The sequence below is a fragment of the Ancylobacter crimeensis genome (assembly GCF_023016805.1).
GTDB lineage: Bacteria > Pseudomonadota > Alphaproteobacteria > Rhizobiales > Xanthobacteraceae > Ancylobacter > Ancylobacter crimeensis.
The window spans coordinates 37,797-61,266 of record NZ_JALKCH010000013.1 but is presented as its reverse complement, the minus strand read 5'-3'; the positions used below and the strand labels follow the sequence as shown (position 1 = coordinate 61,266).

Here is a 23,470-nt window from a genome sequence, read left to right as displayed (position 1 = left end):
GAAATTTTCACAACTTCACCTGCCGCATTTTCACATCTTATGTTTTGAGCGGCAAGCGCCTAGAACCTTTGAAAGCCGGCGCAGGGGCGCGGGCGCAGCCGGGATGAGCGTCACATGAAGCACATCGTCGAACAGCTCGACCAGCGGCGGGCGGAAGCCCGGCTCGGCGGCGGGGAAAGGCGGATTGCGGCCCAGCACACGCGCGGCAAGCTCACCGCCCGCGAGCGCATCGAACTGCTGCTCGACGACGGCTCGTTCGAGGAGTTCGACAGCTTCGTCGAGCATCGCTGCACCGATTTCGGCATGGAGAAGGCGCGGATCCCCGGCGACGGCGTCGTCACCGGCTGGGGCACGGTGAACGGACGGCAGGTCTTCGTCTTCGCCAAGGACTTCACCGTCTTCGGGGGTTCGCTGTCGGAAACCCATGCGGCCAAGATCACCAAGATCCAGGACATGGCGCTGAAGACGCGCTCGCCGATCATCGGCCTGTTCGACGCCGGCGGCGCGCGCATCCAGGAAGGGGTGGCGGCGCTCGGCGGCTATGGCGAAGTGTTCAAGCGCAACGTCGTCGCCTCCGGCGTGATCCCGCAGATCTCGGTCATCATGGGCCCCTGCGCGGGCGGCGACGTCTATTCGCCGGCCATGACCGATTTCATCTTCATGGTGCGCGACACCAGCTACATGTTCGTCACCGGGCCGGACGTGGTGAAGACCGTCACTAACGAGACGGTGACCGCCGAGGAGCTGGGCGGGGCCAAGGTGCACACCACGAAGTCCTCGGTCGCCGACGGCGCCTTCGACAATGATGTCGAATGCCTGCTGCAGATCCGCCGGCTGATCGACTTCCTGCCGGCCAACAACGCCTCCGGCGTGCCGGAATGGCCCCATCACGATGCCGGCGAACGGCTCGACCCCTCGCTCGACACGCTGATCCCCGACCATCCGAACAAGCCCTACGACATCAAGGAACTGGTGGCGAAGGTGGTGGACGAGGGCGACTTCTTCGAGATTCAGGAGAGCTTCGCCCGCAACATCGTCACCGGCTTCGGGCGGATCGAGGGGCGCACGGTCGGGGTGGTGGCGAACCAGCCCATGGTGCTGGCCGGCGTGCTGGACGCCGACGCCTCGCGCAAGGCGGCCCGCTTCGTGCGGTTCTGCGATGCCTTCGAGATCCCGATCGTGACCTTCGTCGACGTGCCCGGCTTCCTGCCCGGCACGAGCCAGGAATATGGCGGGCTCATCAAGCACGGCGCCAAGCTGCTCTTCGCCTATAGCGAGGCCACCGTGCCGCTCGTCACCGTCATCACCCGCAAGGCCTTCGGCGGCGCCTATGACGTGATGGCCTCCAAGCATGTGGGCGGCGACGTCAACTATGCCTGGCCCTCGGCGCAGATCGCGGTGATGGGCGCCAAGGGTGCGGTCGAGATCATCTTCCGCGCCGATATCGACGACCCGGAAAAGATCGCCGCCCGCACCCGCGAATACGAGGAGCGCTTCCTCTCGCCCTTCGTGGCCGCCGAGCGCGGCTATATCGACGAGGTCATCGCCCCGCGCAGCACGCGCAAGCGCATCGCCCGCGCGCTCGCCATGCTGCGGAGCAAGCATGTCGAGACGCCCGCGAAGAAGCACGACAATCTGCCATTGTGACGCGACCTGCTCCCTCTCCCTGACAGGGAGAGGGGTGGGGTGAGGGAGCCTGCGCTTCTTCCCGAACCCCGACACCCTACCCCTCATCCGGCGCCTGAGGCGCCGGCCTCTCCCGCCGGGGAGAGGTGCAGTAAAGGCCGGGAACCCATGTTCTCCAAGATCCTCATCGCCAATCGTGGCGAGATCGCCTGCCGGGTCATCAAGACCGCCCGGCGCATGGGCATCAGCACCGTCGCGGTCTATTCCGACGCCGACCGCGACGCGCTGCATGTGGCGATGGCGGACGAGGCGGTACCTATCGGCCCCTCCCCCGCCGCGCAGTCCTATCTGGTGATCGAGCGCATCATCGAGGCCTGCCGGCAGACCGGGGCGCAGGCGGTGCATCCCGGCTACGGCTTCCTGTCCGAGCGCGCCGCCTTCGCGCAGGCGCTGGAGGCGGCGGGCATCGTCTTCATCGGGCCGAACCCGCACGCCATCGAGGCGATGGGCGACAAGATCGAATCGAAGAAGGCCGCCGCCGCGGCGAAGGTCTCCACCGTGCCCGGCTATCTCGGCGTGATCGAGGATGCCACGCACGCCGCCCGCATCGCCGACGAGATCGGCTATCCGGTCATGATCAAGGCCAGCGCCGGTGGCGGCGGCAAGGGCATGCGCATCGCCCATTCGCGCGAGGAGGTGAAAGACGGCTTCGAGCGCGCCACCTCGGAGGCGAAGTCCTCCTTCGGCGATGATCGCGTCTTCGTCGAGAAGTTCATCACCGACCCGCGCCACATCGAGATTCAGGTGCTGGGCGACAAGCACGGCAACGTCGTCTATCTCGGCGAGCGCGAATGCTCCATCCAGCGCCGCAACCAGAAGGTGATCGAGGAAGCGCCCTCGCCGCTGCTGGACGCGGCCACCCGGAAGAAGATGGGCGAGCAGGCGGTCGCACTGGCGAAGGCGGTGAATTACGATTCGGCCGGCACGGTGGAGTTCGTCGCCGGGCAGGACCGCTCCTTCTATTTCCTCGAAATGAATACCCGCCTGCAGGTGGAGCATCCGGTGACCGAGCTGGTCACCGGCATCGACCTCGTGGAGCAGATGATCCGCGTCGCGGCGGGCGAGACGCTCGCGATCCGTCAGGAGGACGTGCGCCTTGATGGCTGGGCGGTGGAAAGCCGCATCTATGCCGAGGATCCCTACCGCAATTTCCTGCCCTCCATCGGCCGCCTGACCCGCTACCGTCCGCCCGCCGAGGGCACCACGGACGGGGTGACGGTACGCAACGACACCGGCGTCTATGAGGGCGGGGAGATTTCCCTGTTCTACGACCCGATGATCGCCAAGCTGGTGACCCACGGCCCCACCCGCGAACAGGCCATCGCCGCGCAGGCGGACGCGCTCGACGCCTTCGCGCTCGACGGTATCCAGCACAACATCCCCTTCCTCGCCGCGCTGATGCGCCATGAGCGGTGGAAGGCGGGCCGCCTCTCCACCGGCTTCATCGCCGAGGAATATCGCGGCGGCTTCGAGGGCGCCCCGCTCACCCCCGGCCTCGCACGGCGGATCGCTGCGGTGGCGGCGGTGATCGACAATATCGGCAATGCCCGCAAGCGCGGCATTTCCGGGCAACTTCCGGGACGTACCGTCACCTTCCAGCACCGGCGCGTGGTGACGCTCGGCGGACGGAACCTCCCCTGCGAGGTCGACCGCTCGGCCGGCGGCTTCATCGTCACCTGTCTCGACGAGGCCGGCCGCCCGGCGGGTACGCATGAAATCCACACCGCGTGGAAGCCCGGCCAGCCGGTCTGGCAGGGCCGCTTCGACAATGAGGCGATCGCGGTGCAGGTGCGCCCGAAGCTCAACGGCTTCCTGCTCTCCCATGCCGGCGTCACGGTGGAGGCGATCGTCTACACCGAACGCGAGGCGGAACTGGCCGCGCTGATGCCCGAAAAGGTCACCGCGTCCTCCGGCAAGCAGTTGCTCTGCCCCATGCCCGGCCTCGTCGTCTCTGTGGCGGTGGGCGAGGGTCAGGAGGTGAAGGCCGGCGAGCCGCTCGCGGTGGTCGAGGCGATGAAGATGGAGAACGTACTGCGCGCCGAGCGCGACGGCGTGGTGAAGAAGGTGCTCGCCCGCCCCGGCGACAGCCTCGCCGTCGATGCCGTGATCCTCGAGTTCGCGTGATGGACGCCCCCGCCACATCCTTCCCGCCGGCCAGCCGCGCGGATTGGCTCGCTCTGGTCGAGGGGGTGCTGAAAGGTGCGCCCTACGACGCGCGCATGGTGACGACGACGCTGGACGGCCTCGCCTTCGACGCCCTGCCCGCCCCGCGCGGCGAGCCGCCGATCCTCGCCCGCGCGCCGGGTGTGCCGTGGCGGATCATCGCCCGCATCGACCATTCCGATCCCGCGGCCGCCAACGCCCAGCTTCTCGAAGACCTCGAGGGCGGGGCGGATGGCGCGACGCTGGTCTTCGCATCTTCCCCCGCCGCGGATGGCTTCGGCCTGCCGGAGACCGCGGAGGCGATCGGGCGCGTGCTGGAGGGGGTGCTGGCCGAGATCGTGACGCTGCGCATCGAATGCGGCGGCTTTCGCGGCCGCGACCTGGCGCTGGCGGTCTCAAACCGGCTCGGCGGCTTCGATCCCGCCCGCCTCGACCTGCGCACCGGGCTCGATCCCATCGGCGATCTCGCCGCGCGCGGGGCGGCGCCGATCGAGTGGGACGCGCTCGCCGCCCGGCTCGGCCAGACGGTCGCCGCGCTGCGCGCCCGCGGCCTCACCCGGCCCATGGTGCGCGCCGACGGGCGGCTCGCCCACGATGCCGGGGCGAGCGAGGCACAGGAGCTCGCCGGCACCTTCGCCACCGCGCTCGCCTATCTGCGCGCGCTGGACGAATCGGGGCTCGACCTCACGGAGGCCGCCCGCCTCATCGAGGTGACGCTCGCCGCCGATGTCGACCTGCTGGCTACGCTCGCCAAGGCGCGCGCCGCCCGGCTGCTCTGGCGTTTCCTGCTCGGGGAATGTGGGCTCGAGGACCCGCCGCCGCTGGCGCTGCACATGGAGACCTCGTGGCGGATGCTCACCCGGCACGACACCCATGTGAACCTGCTGCGTGGCACCATCGCCGCCTTCGGTGCCGGGGTCGGCGGAGCGGACAGCCTCACCGTTCTGCCCTTCACCGCCGCGCTCGGCCTGCCCGACGGCTTCGCCCGCCGCCTCGCCCGCAACACCCAGCATGTGCTGATCGAGGAAGCGAACCTGCACCGCGTCACCGACCCCGCCGCCGGTGCTGGGGCGATCGAGGAGCGGACGGAGGCCTTCGCCGGGGCGGCGTGGGAGATGGTCCGCGCCATCGAGAAGGAGGGCGGCATGGTGGAAGCTCTCACCGCCGGCACCTGGCAGCGTCGTCTGGCACAGACGCAGCGCGCCCGCGCCACGCTCGTCGCCACCCGCCGCCTGCCGATCACCGGCACTTCGGAATATGCGCTGCCCGGCGAGGCCGTGCCCGCCGTGCTTGCCCCGGCGCCGCCCGCGCAGCCGACGCCTTTCATCGAGGGCGCGATCCAGTGCGAGCCGCTGTCCCGCGTGCGGCTGGCCGAAGCCTTCGAACAGCTCCGCGCCCGCGGCGAGGCGTCCGGCGCCGCGGTGCGCCTTCTCCCGCTCGGCAGTGCAGTGGAAGCGGCGGCGCGGCTGGGCTTCGCCCGCGCGCTGTTCGCGGCCGGCGGGCTGAAGGTCGAGGCGAGCGAGGCCGGCCTCGACGACGAGGCGCTTGTCGCGGCGGCCCGCGGCGCCCCGCTCGCCTGCCTGTGCGGGCCCGATATGCTGTATGAGACCCGCGCCGCCCCGCTGGCCCGCGCGCTGAAGGCCGCCGGGGTGCGCCATCTGCTGCTGGCCGGAAAGCCGGGCGGCAACGAGCCTCCGCTCCGCGCCGCCGGCATGGACGGCTTCCTGTTCGCCGGCTGCGACGCGCTCGCCGTGCTCGGCGCCGCGCAGCGCGCGCCGGATCCTGACGGTGCGCCGGCACGACACGCTGGCCCGGGCGCTTCCGGGTCGCCGGAACATCTTGCGGGACTGGGAGGTTCGGGACGATGATCGCCGCGATGCCTCCGCCCTGCCGGCGGCTTCTCTCCGGCACGCCGGACCATGGAACCGGACATCATGACAGCACCTGCCCCCCGCTCCTGCCTGCCCGCGCCGCACGCGGCACTGACGACGGCCGCCGCATTGGCGTTGCTCGCCATCGCCACCCCGGCCTCGGCGGCCGATCCGCACCGTTTCGACGGGATCTGGACCGTGGCGGCCCGGCCGCTGAAGGACGGTTGCGGGGAGATGAAGACCTTCGATGTGGAGATCGAGAAGGGCGTGGTGAGCTATTCCGGCGCGTGGCTGATCTCGATCACCGGCACGATCACGGCGAAGGGGCAGGTGAAGCTTCTGGTGGAAAACGGCGCCGATCAGGCCGTGGTGGAGGGCAACGCCTCCATGCGTCGCGCCAATGGCCGCTGGCACTCGCCGACCAGTTCCTGCTTCGGCGCCTGGCTCGCGCAGCGGAAATAGCCGCCCCACCTTCCCCTCGCGCCCGAAATGGAGGCGCGCGATGAGCCGCATTCCCGACCTTTCAGCCCGCCCGTGGCGAAGCCCGGCCCGACCCGGCCCTCATCCCGCTGCCGGTGGCCAGCCATGGGTGACGCCCGAGGGCATCGCGGTGAACCCGGTGCATGGTCCCGCGGATATCGAAGGGCTCGGCATTGGCGGGCAATTCCCCGGCATCGCGCCCTTCCTGCGCGGGCCGTATCCCACCATGTACGTGACCCAGCCCTGGACGATCCGGCAATATGCCGGCTTCTCCACGGCGGAAGCCTCGAATGCCTTCTACCGCCGCAACCTCGCGGCGGGGCAGAAGGGGCTCTCGGTCGCCTTCGACCTCGCCACCCATCGCGGCTATGACAGCGACCATCCCCGCGTCGCCGGCGATGTCGGCATGGCCGGCGTGGCGATCGATTCCATCCTCGACATGCGCACTTTGTTTGCCGGCATCCCGCTCGATACGATGAGCGTGTCGATGACGATGAACGGCGCGGTGCTGCCGGTGCTGGCGCTCTACATCGTGGCGGCGGAAGAACAGGGCGTGAAGCCGGCGCAGCTTTCCGGGACCATCCAGAACGACATCCTCAAGGAGTTCATGGTCCGCAACACCTACATCTACCCGCCAGCGCCCTCCATGCGGATCATCTCCGACATTTTCGCCTTCACGTCCGGGGAGATGCCGCGCTTCAACTCCATCTCGATCTCCGGCTACCACATGCAGGAGGCCGGGGCGACGGCAGATCTGGAGCTGGCCTATACGCTGGCGGACGGCGTCGATTACGTGCGCGCCGGCATGGCGGCGGGGCTGCCGATCGACAGCTTCGCCCCGCGCCTGTCCTTCTTCTGGGCGATCGGCATGAACGCCTTCATGGAGATCGCCAAGCTGCGCTCGGCCCGCCTCATCTGGGCGGAACTGATGCAGGGCCTCGGCGCGAAGAACCCCAAATCGCTGCCGCTGCGCACCCATTGCCAGACGTCCGGCTGGAGCCTGACCGCGCAGGACGTGTTCAACAACGTCATGCGCACCATGGTCGAGGCGATGGCGGCTACGCAGGGCCATACCCAGTCGCTCCACACCAATGCGCTGGACGAGGCGCTGGCACTGCCGACCGACTTCTCCGCCCGCATCGCCCGCAATACACAGATCCTGCTACAGCAGGAAAGCGGGACCACCCGTGCCATCGACCCGTGGGGCGGTTCCTTCTTCGTCGAGCGCCTCACCGCCGATCTCGCCGCCCGCGCCCGCACCCATCTGGCGGAGGTGGAAAAGCTCGGCGGCATGGCGAATGCCATCGAGGCCGGCATTCCCAAGCTGCGCATCGAGGAAGCCGCCGCGGTGACGCAGGCGCGCATCGATTCCGGCGCGCAGACGGTGGTGGGCGTGAACCGCTACCGGATCGCCGACGAGCCGGCGCTCGACGTGCTGCGCATCGACAATTCCGCGGTGCGCAGCGCGCAGATCGAGAAACTTCGCCGGCTCAAGACCGAGCGCGATCCCGCCGCCACGGCCTCGACACTGGCCGCACTGGAAGCCGGCGCGCGCGGGAGCGGCAATCTGCTCGCGCTCGCCATCGACGCAGCCCGGGCCCGGGCGACGGTCGGTGAAGTCTCGGATGCGCTGGAGCGCGTCTTCGGCCGCCATCGTGCCGAAATCCGTGCGATAACGGGCGTCTATCGACGGGAGATGGACCAGGTGTCCCACAAGGTCGACGAGGTGCGCGCGCTGGTCGAGGCGTTCGAGGCCGAGGAAGGCCGCCGCCCGCGCCTTCTGGTCGCCAAGCTGGGGCAGGACGGCCACGACCGCGGCCAGAAGGTCATCGCCTCCGCCTTCGCCGATCTCGGTTTCGATGTCGATATCGGGCCGCTTTTCGCAACGCCCGAGGAGGCGGCGCGGCAGGCGGTGGAGAACGACGTGCACGTCATCGGCATCTCCTCGCTCGCCGCCGGGCATCTCACGCTGGTGCCGCAGGTGAAGGCGGCGCTGGAGGCGGAAGGGCGGGGCGACATCATGATCGTGGTCGGCGGGGTGGTGCCGCCACAGGACTACGCCGCCGTGCACGCCGCCGGCGCCGAGGCGATCTATCCGCCGGGCACGGTGATCGCGGAGGCCGCCGCCACGCTGGTGCGGCGCCTCGCGGAGAGGCTGGGACATCCCGGACCGGCGGCGTAAAGGCCGAAGCCACGCCGCCCTCCTCACCCCACCAACGGCCCAGGCTGCAGCAACCGGGACGTCGCGAACAGCTCCGCGATCCAGTCGACGAAGACGCGCACGCGGCTGCTGAGATGGCGGTTCGGCGGGTAGACGACATGGACGTCGATCCCTTCCACCGCCCAGTCGGTCAGCACCCGCACGAGGCTGCCATCGGCGATGTGGGGGCGCGCCATGAAGGCTGGAAGCTGGGCGATGCCGAGCCCGGCCAGCGCCGCCGCGACATAGGCGGTGGAATCGTTCACCGACACCATGTGGCGCGGCCGAACCTCCACCGCCTCGCCGTCGCGTTCGAAGGTGAAGGGAAAGCTGCGCCCGGTGCGCGGGCTGAAATAGTTGATCCCGCGATGCGTGCTCTCAAGATCCGTGGGGTGAGCCGGCGGCCCATGCTCCGCGACATAGGCCGGGGTGGCGCAGGTCACCATGTCGAGCGCGGCGATGCGGCGCGCGACCAGCGTCGGGTCCAGCAGGTCGCCGCCGCGGATCACGCAGTCGACGCTCTCCGCGATGAGGTCCACCGGGCGGTCGGACACGCCGAGGTCGAGCGCGATGTCGGGGAAGCGGGCGTGGAAGCTCGCCAGCGCCGGGATGATGACGAGCAGCGCCAGCGCGGTCGAGACATCGACGCGCAGCCGCCCGCGCGGCGTCGCCCGCGCCGAGGCCATGCTGGAATCGAGCTCGTCGAGGTCGTTCAGCAGGGTGTTGGCGCGCTCGTAATAGGCCGCGCCGTCCGGCGTCACGCCGACGCGGCGGGTGGTGCGATTGAGCAGGCGGGTGCCGAGCCGCGCCTCGAGCTGCTGCACGAGCTTGGTGACGGTCGCCTTCGGCATGTCCAGCCGGTCGGCGGCCCGGGTGAAGCTGCCCGTTTCCACCACGCCGGCGAAGGCCCGCATTGCAGCAAGCTGATCCATGGCCTTCCATCCCGTCCGCGTGATCGGAGCGATCAATCTGTTTCATTGTTCACAAATAGGAACAATGAAATGTCATTTGCGCGATTTATTTGCCTATCATGCATGGCTAACTTTTGCATCGCAACAGGGCCATTCCGCCCTTGGATAGCGATCACCATGGGCTGCGGCTGGAGCGAGAGTGAGCTTGAAACCGGCGAGGGCCGGCTGCCGGTGCGTTTCTATCGCCCGGCGGACAGCCAGCGCTCGCCCGCACTCGTATTGCATCTGCATGGCGGCGCCTTCACCGCCGGCTCGCCGGCCTGCGGGGAGTGCGTGGCGCGGCTGCTGGCGGAAGCCGGCGCGCTGGTGGCCTCGGTGGATTATCCGCTGGCCCCCGCCCATCCGTTCCCGGAGCCGCTGAACCGCTCCTTCGCGGCGCTGCAGGCGCTCCATGCCCGCCGCTCCTGCTGGGCGGGGCGGGCGGCGCGGCTGTTCGTGGCCGGCGAGGAAGCGGGCGCCAACCTTGCCGCCGCGCTCGCCTTGATGGCGCGGGACCAGGGCGGCCCCCCGCTCGCCGGGCAGATACTGATCTCGCCCATGCTCGATCCGGCGCTCGCCACCCGCTCGATCCGCGCCGCGGAAGCCGGCGCGGTGGGGTGCCGCTTCGCCGAGGGCTGGCACCGCTATCTCGGCTCGGCCGAGAAGGCCGCCCATCCCTATGCCGCCCCGCTCGGTTCAAACCGGCTTGGGCGGCTGCCGCCCGCGCTGATCCTCACCGCCGAGGACGATCCGATGCGTGACGAGAGCCTTGCCTATGGCGAGCGGCTGAAGGCCGGCGGCGTGCCGGTCACCACGCATGTGGTGCCCGCCCCGACGCGCTGGCCGGCGGCGCTGGCCGAGAATCCCGACGCTTCCCCCGCAATGCCGCCCGACTGGTGCGGGCCGTTGCGGAGCGTTTTTCGCGACTTCCTCGCCCGCCCGTCGGAAAGGGCGGTGCCGGAACGTCTTTCAGACAGCACGCGGCCCTGACGGCCGGGAGAATGTCATGAGCCATCCGTCCACATCCACCCGCCGGACATCCAACCGCGGCACGTCTGCCCGTCTCGCCACCGGCTTCGCCTTTGCCGGGCTGACCGCACTGTCGGTGACGCTCGCCACGGGCTTCACCATCTGGCCGAGCAGCCTTGCCGATGCCGGCGATCCCCCTGCCGCCGCCGCGCCGCCCGCCATGCCGGTCTCGGTCGCCACCGTCGAGGCCAAGCCTTCGATGAGCTGGGACGAATTCTCCGGCCGGCTGGAGGCGGTCGGGCGCGTCGAGCTGCGCGCCCGCGTCTCCGGCGCGCTGGAGGAGGCCCGCTTTCGCGAGGGCGCGCTGGTGAAGAAGGGCGATCTGCTCGTCACCATCGACCCCGCGCCCTATCAGGCGACGCTCGACCGCGCGCAGGCGCAGGTTTCCGCGGCCGAGGCCCGCCTCGCCTATACCAAGAGCGAGATGGACCGCGGTCAGCGCCTCGTCGACGCCAAGGTGGTGTCGGTGCAGGAGCTCGACCAGCGCGTCAACAACTACAAGGAGGCCGAGGCCAATCTGCGCGCGGCGAAGGCCGCCGTCGTCTCCGCACAGCTCGACCTCGACCACACGCAGGTGCGCGCGCCCATCGACGGACGGGTCGGCCGGCTGGAGGTCACGCCCGGCAATCTCGTCGCCGACGGCCCCACCGCCCCCGTGCTCACCACCATCGTCTCGGTGAACCCGATCTATGTCAGCTTCGACGCCGACGAGGATACGGTCGGCAAGGCTCTGGCCTCCATCGGCGACGGCCCGGGCGCCCTCGACGCCATCGACCGCATCCCCATCGAGATCAGCACCGGCACCACCGGCGACACGCCCGTGCGCGGCCATCTCCAGCTCGTCAACAACGAGGTGGAGGCCGCCACCGGCACGCTCCGGCTGCGCGGCACCTTCGACAATGCCGACGGGCGACTGAAGCCGGGCCAGTTCGCGCGGGTGCGCATGGGCCGGGCCCGGACCGAGCCGGCCATCGTCATCAATGAGCGCGCGGTCGGCACCGATCAGGACAAGAAGTTCGTCTTCGTGGTCGATGCCGGCAACAAGGCGATCTATCGCGAGGTGAAGCTCGGCGCGCCGGCCGAGGGGCTGCGCATCGTCACCTCCGGGCTCAAGCCGGGCGAGACCATCGTCGTCAATGGGCTGCAGCGCGTGCGGCCCGGCGCTGTGGTCGCGCCGGAAAAGGTGCCGATGACGGCGAAGGCCGAAGGCACTCCCGCGCGCACCGATATCGCCGCCGGCGACTGATCAAGGCGCCGGTCCCGCGTCTGCGGGCCGGTCATGTCCTGCTGCACGCAATGCGTGCAGCGCCTGTCCTGCGTAACGCCTGCGCGCCCCGCGCGCCGCCGCCGACCCGCTTGTCGGGACGGCGGGCCGTTTCCTTCGTCCGTCAGCTCCCGTGGGGGGAGATCAGCCATGAACCTGTCCCGCTTCTTCATCGACCGCCCGATCTTCGCCGCCGTTCTCTCGGTGCTCATCCTCGTCGCCGGCCTGCTGGCGCTCAGGATCATGCCGATTTCGGAATATCCCGAAGTGGTGCCCCCGCAGGTCATCGTGCGCGCCACCTATCCCGGCGCCTCGCCCAAGGTGATCGCCGCGACCGTAGCCACCCCCATCGAGGAGCAGATCAACGGCGTCGAGGACATGCTCTACATGTCCAGCCAGGCGACGACCGACGGCGTGATGACGCTGACCGTCACCTTCAAGCTCGGCACCGACCCGGACAAGGCCACCCAGCTCGTGCAGAACCGGGTCAGCCAGGCCGAGCCGCGCCTGCCGGAAGAGGTGCGCAGCCTCGGCGTGACCACCGCCAAGAGCTCGCCCAACTTCATCATGGTGGTGCACCTCGTCTCGCCGAACGACCGCTACGACATCAACTACCTGCGCAATTACGGCGTGCTGAACGTCAAGGACCGGCTGGCCCGCATCCCCGGCGTCGGCCAGATCGACATCTTCGGCGGCGGCGACTACTCGATGCGCATCTGGCTCGACCCGCAGAAGATCGCGGAACACGGCCTGTCCGCCGGCGACGTGGTGAACGAGATCCGCGCCCAGAACGTGCAGGCGGCGGCCGGCAGCGTCGGCGCCTCGCCCGCCTCGAACGGGGTGGACCTCCAGCTCTCCATCAATGCCCGCGGCCGCCTCGAAAGCGAGGAGGAGTTCGGCGACATCGTCGTGAAGACCGGCGCGGATGGCGAGGTGGTGCGGCTGCGCGACGTCGCCCGCATCGAGCTGGGCGCCTCGGACTATGCGCTGCGCTCGCTGCTCGACAACCGGCAGGCGGTCGGCATCGGCGTGTTCCAGGCGCCCGGCTCCAACGCGCTGGAGATCGCCGCCAATGTCCGCAGGACGATGGAGGAGATCAAGAAGACGATGCCGGAAGGCGTCGACTACGCCATCGTCTACGACACCACCCGCTTCGTCGACGCCTCGATCGAGGCGGTCGTACATACGCTGTTCGAGGCGGTGCTGCTGGTGGTCATCGTGGTGGTGGTGTTCCTCCAGACCTGGCGCGCCTCCATCATCCCGCTGCTGGCGGTGCCGGTCTCCATCATCGGCACCTTCGCGGTGATGTATGTGTTCGGCTTCTCCATCAACGCGCTCAGCCTGTTCGGGCTCGTGCTGGCCATCGGCATCGTCGTCGATGACGCGATCGTCGTGGTGGAGAATGTCGAGCGCAACATCGAGGCCGGGCTCTCGCCGCGCGAGGCCTCCTACAAGGCGATGAGCGAGGTGTCGGGGCCCATCGTCGCCATCGCGCTGGTTCTGGTGGCGGTCTTCGTGCCGCTCGCCTTCATCAGCGGGCTGTCCGGCCAGTTCTACCGGCAGTTCGCGCTCACCATCGCCATTTCCACCGTCATCTCGGCGGTCAATTCGCTGACGCTCTCCCCCGCCCTCTCGGCCCTGCTGCTCAAGGGCCACGGCGCCCCGCCGGACCGCCTGCAGCGCATCATCAACGCGCTGTTCGGCTGGTTCTTCCGCGGCTTCAACGTCGTGTTCCGCCGCGGCTCGCAGGGCTATGGCAAGGGCGTCGGCGGCATCCTGCACGTCAAGAGCCTCGTCATGCTGTTCTACGCCGTGATGCTCGGCGCGACGTGGTGGATGTTCCAGGCGGTGCCCTCCGGCTTCGTGCCGGCGCAGGACAAGCAGTATCTGGTCGGCTTCGCCCAGTTGCCGGACGGCGCCACGCTCGACCGTACGGAAGAGGTGATCCGCCGCATGACCGAGATCACGCTTGCCCAGCCGGGTGTCGAGAGCGCGGTGGCCTTTCCCGGCCTGTCCATCGCCGGCTTCTCCAACTCGTCCAATGCCGGCATCGTGTTCTCGGTGCTGAAGCCGTTCGACGAGCGGCGGGACCCCTCGCTCAGCGCCGGCGCCATCGCGATGGCGCTCAACCAGAAATACGCCTCGATCAAGGACGCTTTCATCGCCATGTTCCCGCCCCCACCGGTGCAGGGCCTCGGCGTGGTGGGCGGCTTCAAGCTGCAGATCGAGGATCGTGCCGGACGCGGTTACGAGGCGCTGAGCGACGTCACCAACGCCTTCATGGCGAAGGCGATGGCGGCGCCCGAGCTCGCCGGCCAGTTCACCACCTACCAGATCAACGTGCCGCAGATCTTCGCCGATGTGGACCGCACCAAGGCCCGCCAGCTCGGCGTGCCGGTGGCGAGCGTGTTCGAGACGCTCCAGGTCTATCTCGGCTCGCTCTATGTGAACGACTTCAACGCCTTCGGCCGTACCTATTCGGTGCGGGCCCAGGCCGATGCGCCCTATCGCGCCCGCCCGGAGGACATCGGCAAGCTGAAGGTGCGCTCCAATTCCGGCGAGATGATCCCGCTCTCCGCGCTCATCAAGGTGCAGGCGACGGCGGGGCCGGAGCGCGCCATGCGCTATAACGGCTTCCTCACCTCCGACATCAACGCCTCGCCCGCCCCCGGCTTCTCGTCCGGACAGGCGCAGGACGCCGCGAAGCGCATCGCCGCCGAGGTGCTGCCGCCCGGCTTCGAATTCGAATGGACCGACCTCACCTACCAGGAGATCCTGGCCGGCAATTCCGCGGTGCTGGTGTTCCCGCTCGCCATATTGCTCGTCTTCCTCGTGCTCGCCGCGCAATATGAGAGCCTGACCCTGCCCATCGCGATCATCCTCATCGTGCCGATGGGCCTGCTCGCCGCCCTGTTCGGCGTATGGATGGGCGGGGGCGACAACAACATCTTCACCCAGATCGGCCTCGTGGTGCTGGTCGGGCTCTCGGCGAAGAACGCGATCCTCATCGTGGAATTCGCCCGCGAGCTGGAATTCGCCGGGCGTAATCCGGTGGAGGCCGCGATCGAGGCGAGCCGCCTTAGGCTGCGGCCGATCCTGATGACCTCCTTCGCCTTCATCATGGGCGTGCTGCCGCTGGTGCTCTCCACCGGCGCGGGCGCGGAGATGCGGCACGCCATGGGCGTCGCGGTGTTCTCCGGCATGATCGGCGTGACCTTCTTCGGCCTGTTCCTGACGCCGGTGTTCTACGTCGCGCTGCGACGCCTGACTGGCAACAGGGCGCTGACACACCATGGTGCAACCCCGCCCGCTCCCGCGCCGGCGGAATAGCACCTGCCCGGCGCGGGGTTTCCCGCCCCCCGCCCCGCGCCGGGCCCCCTCTGTTACCGATACGGAACCGACCTCCCCGCGCGGCGTTGGCCCGGGCGTGTCCGCCATGAGGATACGTCACAGGAGGCTCCGCGATGAACGAGCACACCGCTCCGCCGAAGACCGCGACCGAGGCCGCGCAGGACCAGACCATTCCCCCGCAGCACCAGGACCGCCAGCCAGGCATCGAAGCGGAGATGGTGCCGGAGCCCGACTACATGCCGCGCTTTCCCGGCGCCGACAGGCTGAAGGGCAAGGTCGCCCTCATCTCGGGCGGCGACAGCGGCATTGGCCGGGCCGTCGCGGTCGCCATGGCGCGCGAGGGCGCCGATGTCGCCATCCTCTATCTCGACGAGCACGAGGATGCGGCGAAGACCCTCGCCCTGATCGAGAGCGAGGGACGCCGTGCCATGAGCCTTGCCGGCGACATCGGCTCGGAGGATTTCTGCGCGGAGGCGGTGACGAAGGTGATCGCCCAGTTCGGCGCGCTCGACATCCTCGTGAACAACGCCGCCGAGCAGCACATGGTGGAGGACCCGCTGGAAATCCCCGCCGAACAGCTCGAACGTACCTTCCGCACCAATGTCTTCGGATATTTCTTCCTCACCAAGATGGCGCTCCGGCACATGCCGCAGGGCAGCGCCATCGTGAACACCACCTCGGTGACCGCCTATAAGGGCAATGAGGCGCTGATCGACTATTCCGCGACCCGCGGCGCCATCGTGGCCTTCACCCGCTCGCTGTCGCAGGCGCTGCTGGAGCGGGGGATCCGGGTGAACGCGGTCGCCCCCGGCCCGATCTGGACGCCGCTGATCCCGGCCTCATTCGACGCGGAGAAAACCGCGGAGCACGGCAAGCACGCACCGATGAAACGACCGGGCCAGCCGAACGAGGTCGCCTCCTGCCACGTCTTCCTGGCGAGCGAGGAGGCGTCCTACATCACCGGGCAGGTCATGCATCCCAATGGCGGAACCATCGTGAACGGTTGAGCGGCCGCAATGTCCTTCGATGCCGACCGAAGCGCCCGCGACGAGAGTTCGGAGGCCTGGCAGGTGCTGGGGGCCGCACGGCGGGCCGGCGAACCACGTCTCGTGCCGCGCGACAGCCTGTTCGCCCCGCTCGTGCATGCCGGCGAGAGCCGTCCCTTCGTCATCGCCCAGCTCGGCCAATCGCTGGACGGACGCATAGCCAACAGCTTCGGCGAGTCCAAATACATCAATGGCCGGCGCGGCATCTGCCATCTGCACCGGTTGCGCGCTCTGGTCGATGCGGTCGTCATCGGCGCCTCCACCGCGCTTGCCGACAATCCCCGGCTCGACGTGCGCCATGTCGAGCGCCACGACCACGCGCCCAACCCGGCGCGGGTGGTGATCGACCGGCGCGGCCGGGTGCCGGGCGACCTTGCCTTGTTCCGCGAAGACGGCGCCCGCCGCGTGGTGCTGGTGGGCCGTGACGCGGCGGTGGACCTGCCGGCAGGCGTCGAGGTGGTCCGCGTGACGGAAACGGCAGACGGCTTCGCCCCGGCCGACCTCGCCGCCGCCCTCCACGCCGTGGGGCTGGCGCGCCTGCTCATCGAGGGCGGGGCGGAAACGGTCTCGCGCTTCATCGACAGCGGCGCGCTGGATCGGCTGCACCTCATCGTCGCCCCGCTGCTGATGGGCGACGGCCCGTCCGGCTTCACCCTGCGCCACCCCCGCCATCTGTCGGATTGCGAGCGTCCACCAACCCGCATCTTCGCGCTGGGCGGCGACGTGCTGTTCGACTGCGACTTCGCGGTGAACGGCTCAGGCGGGACAGGCGAGCACATCGAGATGGCCCACCCGGATCTCGAGTGAACCGGCAGCGACCTCGCCCTCGCGCCGCCGGCGCCAGGCCGCGCAGGCCGCATCGTCAAGCCGCCCCGCCGCCACCTTGGCCCAGCCCTCTATCAGCGCCCGCGCCAGTTCCGGCTCGTCCCGCGCGGCGATCCTCCAGTCAGATGGCGCGGTGGCGACCCGATAGCCGGCCTCGGCGAACATCCGCGCGGCAAGGCCCGGTGCGGTGATGCCAAGTCCGGCGCCAAGCCCCTTGTCGCGCCGCATATCGGCATGGAAGGCGTCGAGCACCGCGTTGTCGAGCGGGTCAGCCGGCATGAGGTCGTCCATCCCGTCCACGCTCAACACGGCGAGGAAGGCGGCCCGCGCCCGGCACACAGCCTCGACCAGCCGGCCGAGAAGCGCGGCACCGGCAAGATCGAGCAGCGCCGAGCAGGTGACGAGGTCGGCCCCTGTCAGCGCCGCCTCCCACCCCGGTGCCGCGAGATCGAGCCGGCGGGTCTCGATCGTAACCGCGCCGCCGCCGGCATCGCGGACCCGGCGCCCGGCCGCCACCGTCAGCAGCGCCGTGTCATGGTCCACGAGGCACCAGTGCTGCGGACCGGGCAGCAGCGGCGCCAGCGCCCGCAGGTTGGCCCCGGTGCCGGCGCCGAGATCGACGATCCGCCCGCCCACCCAGCGCAAGGCGAGACCCTGCGCCAGATCACGCGATCGCGCCCGGAGGTCCGCCGGCTCGCGCAAAGCGAGCCAATCAGCGGAAAAGCTGCTCATCCGCGCGCTCCGGCAGCAAGCCCCGCGATCGCGCCCGCGACCCGCCGGGCGGTGTCGGGCCAGCACGGCAGCGCGCTGGCGGCCTCTCGCGCCCGGACGGCGAGCCTCTCCCGCGCGGCCGGCTCGGCCAGCAGCCGCGCCAGCACGTCGCGCAAAGCAGGAACGTCGCCGGGCGCGACCAGTTCGGCCGCGCTGCCCACCGTCTCGGCAATCGCGCCCCCGGTGGTGCCGACCACCGGAAGGCCGTGGGCGACGGCTTCCATATAGGCCATGCCGTAGCCCTCATAATGCGAGGCCAGCACGAAGAGGTCGGCGCCGTCATAGAGCGCGTCGAGCGCATCGCGCTTCAACGCTCCGCGCAGGCTGATGCGCTCCGTCAACCCCGCCTCCTCCACCGCGCGCACCAGCATCCGCGCATAGGGCGGATCGAGCCCGCCGCCGCCCACGATGTCGAGGCTCCAGTCGAGAGCGGTAAGACTTGCCAGCGCCGTCACCAAATCGAGATGTCCCTTGCGGGGCAGCAGCGAGCCCACGCTCAGCATCCGCACGCCCGGCCCGCCGGAACCGCGCGCCGGCGGGACGGGATCGGTGCCCGGCACCGCAACGGTGATCTTCTCCGGCGCGACCCTGAATTCCGAAGCCAGTGCCTGCGCCGTCGCCGGACTGGTGACGATGACGGCACGAGCGAAACCCAGTGCCTCGCCCTCGCTGGCCCGCAGCTTCGCGGCGATGGCGGGGTCGAGTCCCGTCTCATGCGCCAGAGGGTGATGCACGAGCGCGACCAGCGGCCGCCGTCCCGCCAGCACCGCCGCCTCCTCGGCCATGACGGCGAAGGCGAGGCCGTCCACCAGCAGCGGCACGCCGGCCGGCACCTGCGCCAGCCGCTCCCGCGTCGCCGCCCGCGCCGCCTCGTCCGGGAAGGGATAGCTGCCGGGCAGCGGCACATGCGCCACCTCCCAGCCGAGTTTGCGCAATTCCGCGATCAGCCGGCGGTCATAGCCATAGCCGCCGGTGGGCGTTTCGATATCGCCGGGGATGGCGAAAGCGAGCGAACAGCAGGAAGCGGACAAGGCGGCGATATCCGGCGAGCGATCGGGGACGGAAGACATTTCAGGGGGACATGGCGCGCCCGGCGCTTTGCGCAAGATCCCGACCCGGCCAAGATGCGTCGCGGTGCAGGCGCTGCTCAGGCAACGTCCGCCTCATACCACGCGCGGGCGACATGGCTCTCATGCAGCGTCACCCGGAGCCGCGCGATCTCGACTGCGCCCGGTCCGAGCCGGCCATCCCGGATCGCGGCCTCCACCCCCTCGAAGATGTGCCGGGCCAGCGCCTCAGTGGTGCTGTTGCGCCCGGCAAAGGCATCCAGCTCGTCGAGATTGCGGTAATTCAGCGGACCGAGCACCGCCTTCAGCGCCTCATGGGCAAGGCCGATGTCGACCACGACGCCATCGGCATCCAGCGCCGCACGGAAGAAGGCGACATCCACCACGAAGGTCGCCCCATGCAGCGCCTGAGCCGGGCCGAAGGTCTCGCCCCGGAAGGAATGGGCCACCATGATATGATCGCGCACCTCGACGGCATACATATGTGGTCTCTCCTCAGATCAGCCCTTCGCCCGCCGGATAGACCACCAGCGGGCACGGATCGCGCCCTGCCAGCATCGCGGCGAAGCGCGCCGGCAGTTCGGCAAAGGGCACCGGCCTGCCGAGCAGCGCATCGAGCCGGGGGTCGCGCAGCAGTTCGAGTGCCTTCACGAGCCGCCGCCGATGGCTCCATCGCGGCCGACGGCTGGGAGACACCTGCCCCACCTGGCTCGCGATCAGCCTCAGCCGCCCGGCATGGAACGCGCCGCCGAGCGGAACGGCGATCATACCTTCCCCGTACCAGCTCATCTCGACAATCGCAGCCTCGCGGCCCGCGGCGCCGATCGCCGTGGTGAGCCCGGCGGCGCTGGCGCTGGCATGAAATACGACATCCGCATCGCACGGCGCCTCCTGCGGCAAGGCGAAACCAAGGCCGAGCCGGGCAGCCGTATCGCGGCGGGCGGGGTCAGTGTCGACCATCGTAACCTCGGCACCCGGCAGCGCGGCGGCGAGGAACCCGACAAGCAGCCCCACCGCGCCGGCACCGACGACGACGATCCGGTCGCCCGGTCCGGCAGCGGAATCCCACAGCCCGTTAAGCGCCGTCTCCATATTCGCCGCCAGCACCGCCCGCGCCGCCGGCACTCCTTCGGGAACCGGTATAGCCGCGTCCGCCGGAACGACGAAGCGATCCTGATGCGGGTGCAGCACGAAAACCAACCTGCCGGCACCCGGCGAACCGGACGCGATGCGGCCGGCAAGGCAGTAGCCATATTTCACCGGCGCTGGAAAATCGCCGGCCTGAAACGGCGCCCGCATCCGTTGCCATTCCTCTTGCGGCACCCGGCCGGCGAAGACGAGCCCCTCCGAGCCGCGACTGACGCCGGAGAACAGCGTCTCGACCTCGACCTCGCCGTCGGCGGGAGGCGCCAGCGCCTCGTCCCGAAGCGCGCCGAGCCCTTCGCCCATCGTCCAGAAAGCGCGCGCCTGCGCGGAGCGGCTCACGGCGATGACCGGCACCAGCGAGACCGGCTCCGCCCCGCCTCGCCGAACGCCGGCCCCTTCGGACTGACTGGCCTCACTGTCCACCTCATCGGACCGATTCTACCCTCCCGTCAGAAGGACGGCGGCGGCTGGCTGGGCGGCTGGACATCGGGGGGAAGACTGTCCGGGGGCAGTTCCGGCGGCGTTTCTCCGGGCAGGATTTCCGGCTGGTCGATATTCGGCACGATGTCCGGATCATCGCTCGGCACAGGCTCCTCGATCGGAACAGGCGGGCTATCCGGCGATTCGGCGGGCGGTGGAATATCCGGACCGGGCGGCGGGGTGATCGGCGGGGTGGGATCGACCATGGCATCGTCTCCTCTGTGTCGAGGATCAACGATCCGGCCCTGCCGGCGTTCCCGCACGGATTGGGCAAGCACCGGCAATCCGTCCGGGAAACAGACAGAAGCCAATGCCGCGTGACGCACGCTGCGGGTCTAGCTCTTTGATTTTGTTGGATTTTCGATGGTGCTGCGAGAGAGGATTGAACTCGCAGAAATTCCCAACAATTCATTGATATATAAATACTTTTTCTGACAGCCAGTTTTGATTTTGTAGCAACGGTATGTACCACAGGCCGACGGCTGTCAACCGAAGCCACCGCACCCATCAGCCCGGTGCGGCCGCATCACCCCCGGCAATTTCCGGGAAAAATCTGAGTGGGCATCGAGATATAGAGAACCGCGCAAATTCCCCCCACCGCCCCTCCGCACGGACACACGGAATAGCTCAAAAACACGTGACGCCGGGGGCAAGCGACGTGCAGGCCTGTGCTCGGGGAGCGAGCGAACGGCACACGGCGCCCAATAGACCCTGCCCATGTGGACGTGTCCGGTTCGGTGCCCAATCGCGTCCAATAGAATAGGGGTTGACATTCTGGACGCGGCCGACTCTCATGCCTAGACTTTTTGGACGCGAAAGGGTTCTACGATGGCACGGCGGGGGCGTAGGAAAACGGCGCCACATCAAGCAGAGGGAATGGCGGTGCCCAATGGCACGCCCATGCCGCCCCCAGCTCCGATACTGGTCGGCTACGGGCGCACCTCAACGGCCGAACAGATGGCCGGGCTCGACGCCCAGCGCCGTGACCTTGAGGCGGCAGGATGCGGCAGGGTCTTCACCGAACAGGCATCGTCCGTGGGCGAGCGTCCCGTGCTGGCGCGCGCGATGGACTACGTTCGCGAAGGGGACACGCTCGTCGTCACCAAGATTGACCGACTGGCGCGCTCGACGATCAACCTTTGGGAGGTCGTGAAGGAGCTTGAAGCCAAGGGCGTCAGCCTTCGTGTGCTGAACCTCGGGGGCGAGACGGTCGATACGCGCAGCGCCACGGGGCGGCTGATCCTGAACATCTTCGCGGGGTTCGCACAGTTCGAACGCGAGATGATGCTTGAGCGACAGAAGGAGGGCATCGCCAAGGCCAAGGCGGAGGGTCGCTACCTCGGACGCAAGCCGACCGCGAGGGCCAAGGCGGAGGATGCGCGGCGGCTGCATGCGCAGGGGATGACGGTGACGCAGGTTGCCAAGGAGTTGGGGATAGGTCGTGGAAGCGTCTATCGGGCACTAGGAGGCGTTGATGCATAGATGTAGTATCTCATGATCAAATCACCCACTATAGGTAGAAGAAACGCCCTTGCTGAAGAGGAATAACCGACGCTCTAGAACCGCAATCCGAGGGGGTTAGGGCGCCTCCCAGCCCCGCCACCTCACGCCACTTTCCCTTTCGGGATAAGGTGGCATAGTACGGCTACGGCGGGGGAATAAGACTTGATGTCAAACGGGTTGGTTCGGTGCACATTGGCGTTGCATCTTGTTGTCGGCCAGATGAGCGAAGCGCGCGCGGTGCCGCTCAGTAAAACAAACTGGTCATGCAGAGTGCACGAGGGCAAATCCATCACGCGTGAGGGAACCCCACCCACGTTGAAAGCGTACCAACTCACTGGGGTCCAGTCACTTAAAGTTGACATCGCACTCCCCAACACAATCAGCGGGGAGCCGCACGGATACGGTACGTTTTCCGGTAACGACATGCGCAAGGACATGTACTGCGTTTTCAGCGAAGCAACAGGGAACATAAGTTGCACAGGCGCCACAGTTCGGGCGGTGGTATCTACAGAGGAAAAGATGCTGATGGTAATTTCTTCGATGGAGGTATTACCGGATTACGTGGCTGTTTCGGTGCTATTCGGCTCTTGCGACTAGGCAGGTAGCCGACGATGGCGGGGCGCTTGGATAGCTCTTTGCGTACCTCCGAGGGGGCGTCTGTCCCCTTTCCGAGATCAAGAGCCGGCAACTGCGCGAATAAACCACGAGAGCAGCGGAGACCTACAGGACCGTTCCCGCCCTCCATCACCTTAGTGAGTCCATCCCCGGCTTGGACTCAAAAAACTTGTTGGACCTCGGAAATCCTCGCCCCCTATTCAGATGACCGTCCGTCATCTCAGAGCGCCCTCCCGGCGCCCGGACGTAGCGCGTAAGGCTCCCCTCAACATGACCGTAACGACCTCTTCCGCCGCCCCTCTCGCGGCTCCTGAAGCCATGCCTGAAGCCGTTTATCAGCGGGCCTCTGCCGCTGTCTCCGAGGAGGTTGAGCGGGTGAGGAAGGGTGCCCTGCCGGTGCCGAGCAAGGCCGAGCAGGATGCCTTCATTGACGAGGTGGCGCGGCGCATTGACGTGCTGCCCATAGTGAAGCTGCCCTTCATCGGCAGTCTTGCCATGGAGTGGGAAGGGGTCTTCGACCGCGAGACCGATGAAGGGCCGGGAACGCTTCTGGTGAGTGTGGGGCACTTTGACTTTTCTTACTCTATGGACGATCTGCTGCGCCGTTCCGGGCCGTCCGCAGGGGTGCAGCGGATTGGTCATTATCCGTGGTGCGCCATCGGCATCCCGCTTCTCACCCTCGGGCTCATTGTTCTCCTCTTGCGCGACCTTGTGGTGGGGGTGCGCTACTGGCGTCTGCATCAGCTCTGGCTTCGCCTCATGTGGCGCTTCCGTCCGCTGGCGATGACGCGGAAGTATCTCGCGAGGGAGACGGAGAAGCAGGAGCTTGAGGACCGCATTCGCCATGAGCGGGCAGAGCGTGACCGTGAGCGCGCGGCGCGTGAGGCCGAACGTGAAGCCGCCTTTGAGGCCGAAGTGGAGCGGCGGCTTGCGGCCCGCCTTGCCGGTGCCACGGCCCCCGAAGCGGCGGCGGCGTGATATGAATAGCCACGTCCCTCCGCAGCACCGCGAGACAGCAGACAC

General features: G+C 68.6%; 18 protein-coding genes. 12 read left to right on the top strand and 6 right to left on the bottom strand.

All coding sequences use genetic code 11. From position 1 onward, the window contains the following. The first annotated feature begins 114 nt into the window (after positions 1-114). The 5 genes from MWN34_RS17335 to scpA all read left to right on the top strand — a co-directional run bounded on the left by MWN34_RS17335 (position 115) and on the right by scpA (position 8,382). On the top strand, positions 115-1,647 hold the full coding sequence (locus tag MWN34_RS17335) for an acyl-CoA carboxylase subunit beta (protein WP_247030561.1): 1,533 nt from the start codon (positions 115-117) through the stop codon (positions 1,645-1,647). A gap of 147 nt (positions 1,648-1,794) precedes the next feature. Next, entirely contained in the window at positions 1,795-3,810 is a 2,016-nt protein-coding gene (locus MWN34_RS17330; protein WP_247030560.1) for an acetyl-CoA carboxylase biotin carboxylase subunit, read from the top strand. Then, entirely contained in the window at positions 3,810-5,717 is a 1,908-nt protein-coding gene (locus MWN34_RS17325; protein ID WP_247030559.1) for a methylmalonyl-CoA mutase family protein, read from the top strand. Before MWN34_RS17330 ends, MWN34_RS17325 begins: the two co-directional genes overlap by 1 nt. A gap of 66 nt (positions 5,718-5,783) precedes the next feature. After that, positions 5,784-6,182 (top strand): hypothetical protein, encoded by a 399-nt coding sequence (locus MWN34_RS17320; RefSeq protein WP_247030558.1) that lies wholly within the window; start codon positions 5,784-5,786, stop codon positions 6,180-6,182. A 40-nt stretch (positions 6,183-6,222) separates the two neighbouring features. Then, entirely contained in the window at positions 6,223-8,382 is a 2,160-nt protein-coding gene (scpA, locus tag MWN34_RS17315) for a methylmalonyl-CoA mutase (protein WP_247030557.1), read from the top strand. A gap of 23 nt (positions 8,383-8,405) precedes the next feature. Here scpA and MWN34_RS17310 read toward each other — a convergent pair whose 3' ends face one another. Then, a complete protein-coding gene (locus MWN34_RS17310) occupies positions 8,406-9,332 on the bottom strand; it encodes a LysR family transcriptional regulator (protein ID WP_247030556.1) in 927 nt (308 codons plus the stop codon). A 156-nt stretch (positions 9,333-9,488) separates the two neighbouring features. Here MWN34_RS17310 and MWN34_RS17305 point away from each other — a divergent pair, with 156 nt between their 5' ends. From MWN34_RS17305 to MWN34_RS17285, 5 genes are all read left to right on the top strand, one after another. Further along, complete coding sequence (locus tag MWN34_RS17305; RefSeq protein WP_247030555.1) at positions 9,489-10,340, top strand: alpha/beta hydrolase; 852 nt, start codon at positions 9,489-9,491, stop codon at positions 10,338-10,340. 16 nt (positions 10,341-10,356) lie between these two features. After that, entirely contained in the window at positions 10,357-11,625 is a 1,269-nt protein-coding gene (locus tag MWN34_RS17300; RefSeq protein ID WP_247030554.1) for an efflux RND transporter periplasmic adaptor subunit, read from the top strand. 168 nt (positions 11,626-11,793) lie between these two features. Beyond that, entirely contained in the window at positions 11,794-14,973 is a 3,180-nt protein-coding gene (locus MWN34_RS17295) for an efflux RND transporter permease subunit (protein WP_247030553.1), read from the top strand. A 134-nt stretch (positions 14,974-15,107) separates the two neighbouring features. Continuing rightward, positions 15,108-16,001 (top strand): SDR family oxidoreductase, encoded by an 894-nt coding sequence (locus MWN34_RS17290; protein WP_247030552.1) that lies wholly within the window; start codon positions 15,108-15,110, stop codon positions 15,999-16,001. A 9-nt stretch (positions 16,002-16,010) separates the two neighbouring features. Beyond that, on the top strand, positions 16,011-16,847 hold the full coding sequence (locus MWN34_RS17285) for a RibD family protein (protein ID WP_247030551.1): 837 nt from the start codon (positions 16,011-16,013) through the stop codon (positions 16,845-16,847). Here MWN34_RS17285 and MWN34_RS17280 read toward each other — a convergent pair. The 5 genes from MWN34_RS17280 to MWN34_RS17260 form a co-directional block, all read right to left on the bottom strand. After that, positions 16,797-17,597, bottom strand: coding sequence for a small ribosomal subunit Rsm22 family protein (locus tag MWN34_RS17280; RefSeq protein WP_247030550.1), 801 nt, complete (start codon positions 17,595-17,597; stop codon positions 16,797-16,799). The genes MWN34_RS17285 and MWN34_RS17280 overlap by 51 nt on opposite strands. Next, the gene (locus MWN34_RS17275) at positions 17,594-18,667 is read right to left on the bottom strand and encodes a glycosyltransferase family 4 protein (protein WP_247030549.1); all 1,074 of its coding nucleotides are present in this window, start codon (positions 18,665-18,667) and stop codon (positions 17,594-17,596) included. Before MWN34_RS17275 ends, MWN34_RS17280 begins: the two co-directional genes overlap by 4 nt. Before the next feature lie 116 nt (positions 18,668-18,783). After that, a complete protein-coding gene (locus tag MWN34_RS17270) occupies positions 18,784-19,185 on the bottom strand; it encodes a 6-pyruvoyl trahydropterin synthase family protein (protein ID WP_247030548.1) in 402 nt (133 codons plus the stop codon). Between the two features lie 13 nt (positions 19,186-19,198). After that, a complete protein-coding gene (locus MWN34_RS17265) occupies positions 19,199-20,194 on the bottom strand; it encodes a zinc-dependent alcohol dehydrogenase (protein ID WP_425532139.1) in 996 nt (331 codons plus the stop codon). Positions 20,195-20,298: 104 nt separating this feature from the next. After that, complete coding sequence (locus MWN34_RS17260) at positions 20,299-20,535, bottom strand: hypothetical protein (protein WP_247030546.1); 237 nt, start codon at positions 20,533-20,535, stop codon at positions 20,299-20,301. 670 nt (positions 20,536-21,205) lie between these two features. On the opposite strand from MWN34_RS17260, the gene MWN34_RS17255 reads away from it, so the two are divergent. Together MWN34_RS17255 and MWN34_RS17250 are read left to right on the top strand one after the other, a co-directional pair. Continuing rightward, positions 21,206-21,811: a recombinase family protein gene (locus MWN34_RS17255; RefSeq protein WP_247030545.1), complete on the top strand. Its 606-nt coding sequence runs from the start codon at positions 21,206-21,208 to the stop codon at positions 21,809-21,811. 906 nt (positions 21,812-22,717) lie between these two features. Then, positions 22,718-23,425 (top strand): hypothetical protein, encoded by a 708-nt coding sequence (locus tag MWN34_RS17250; RefSeq protein WP_247030544.1) that lies wholly within the window; start codon positions 22,718-22,720, stop codon positions 23,423-23,425. Positions 23,426-23,470: the final 45 nt, after the last annotated feature.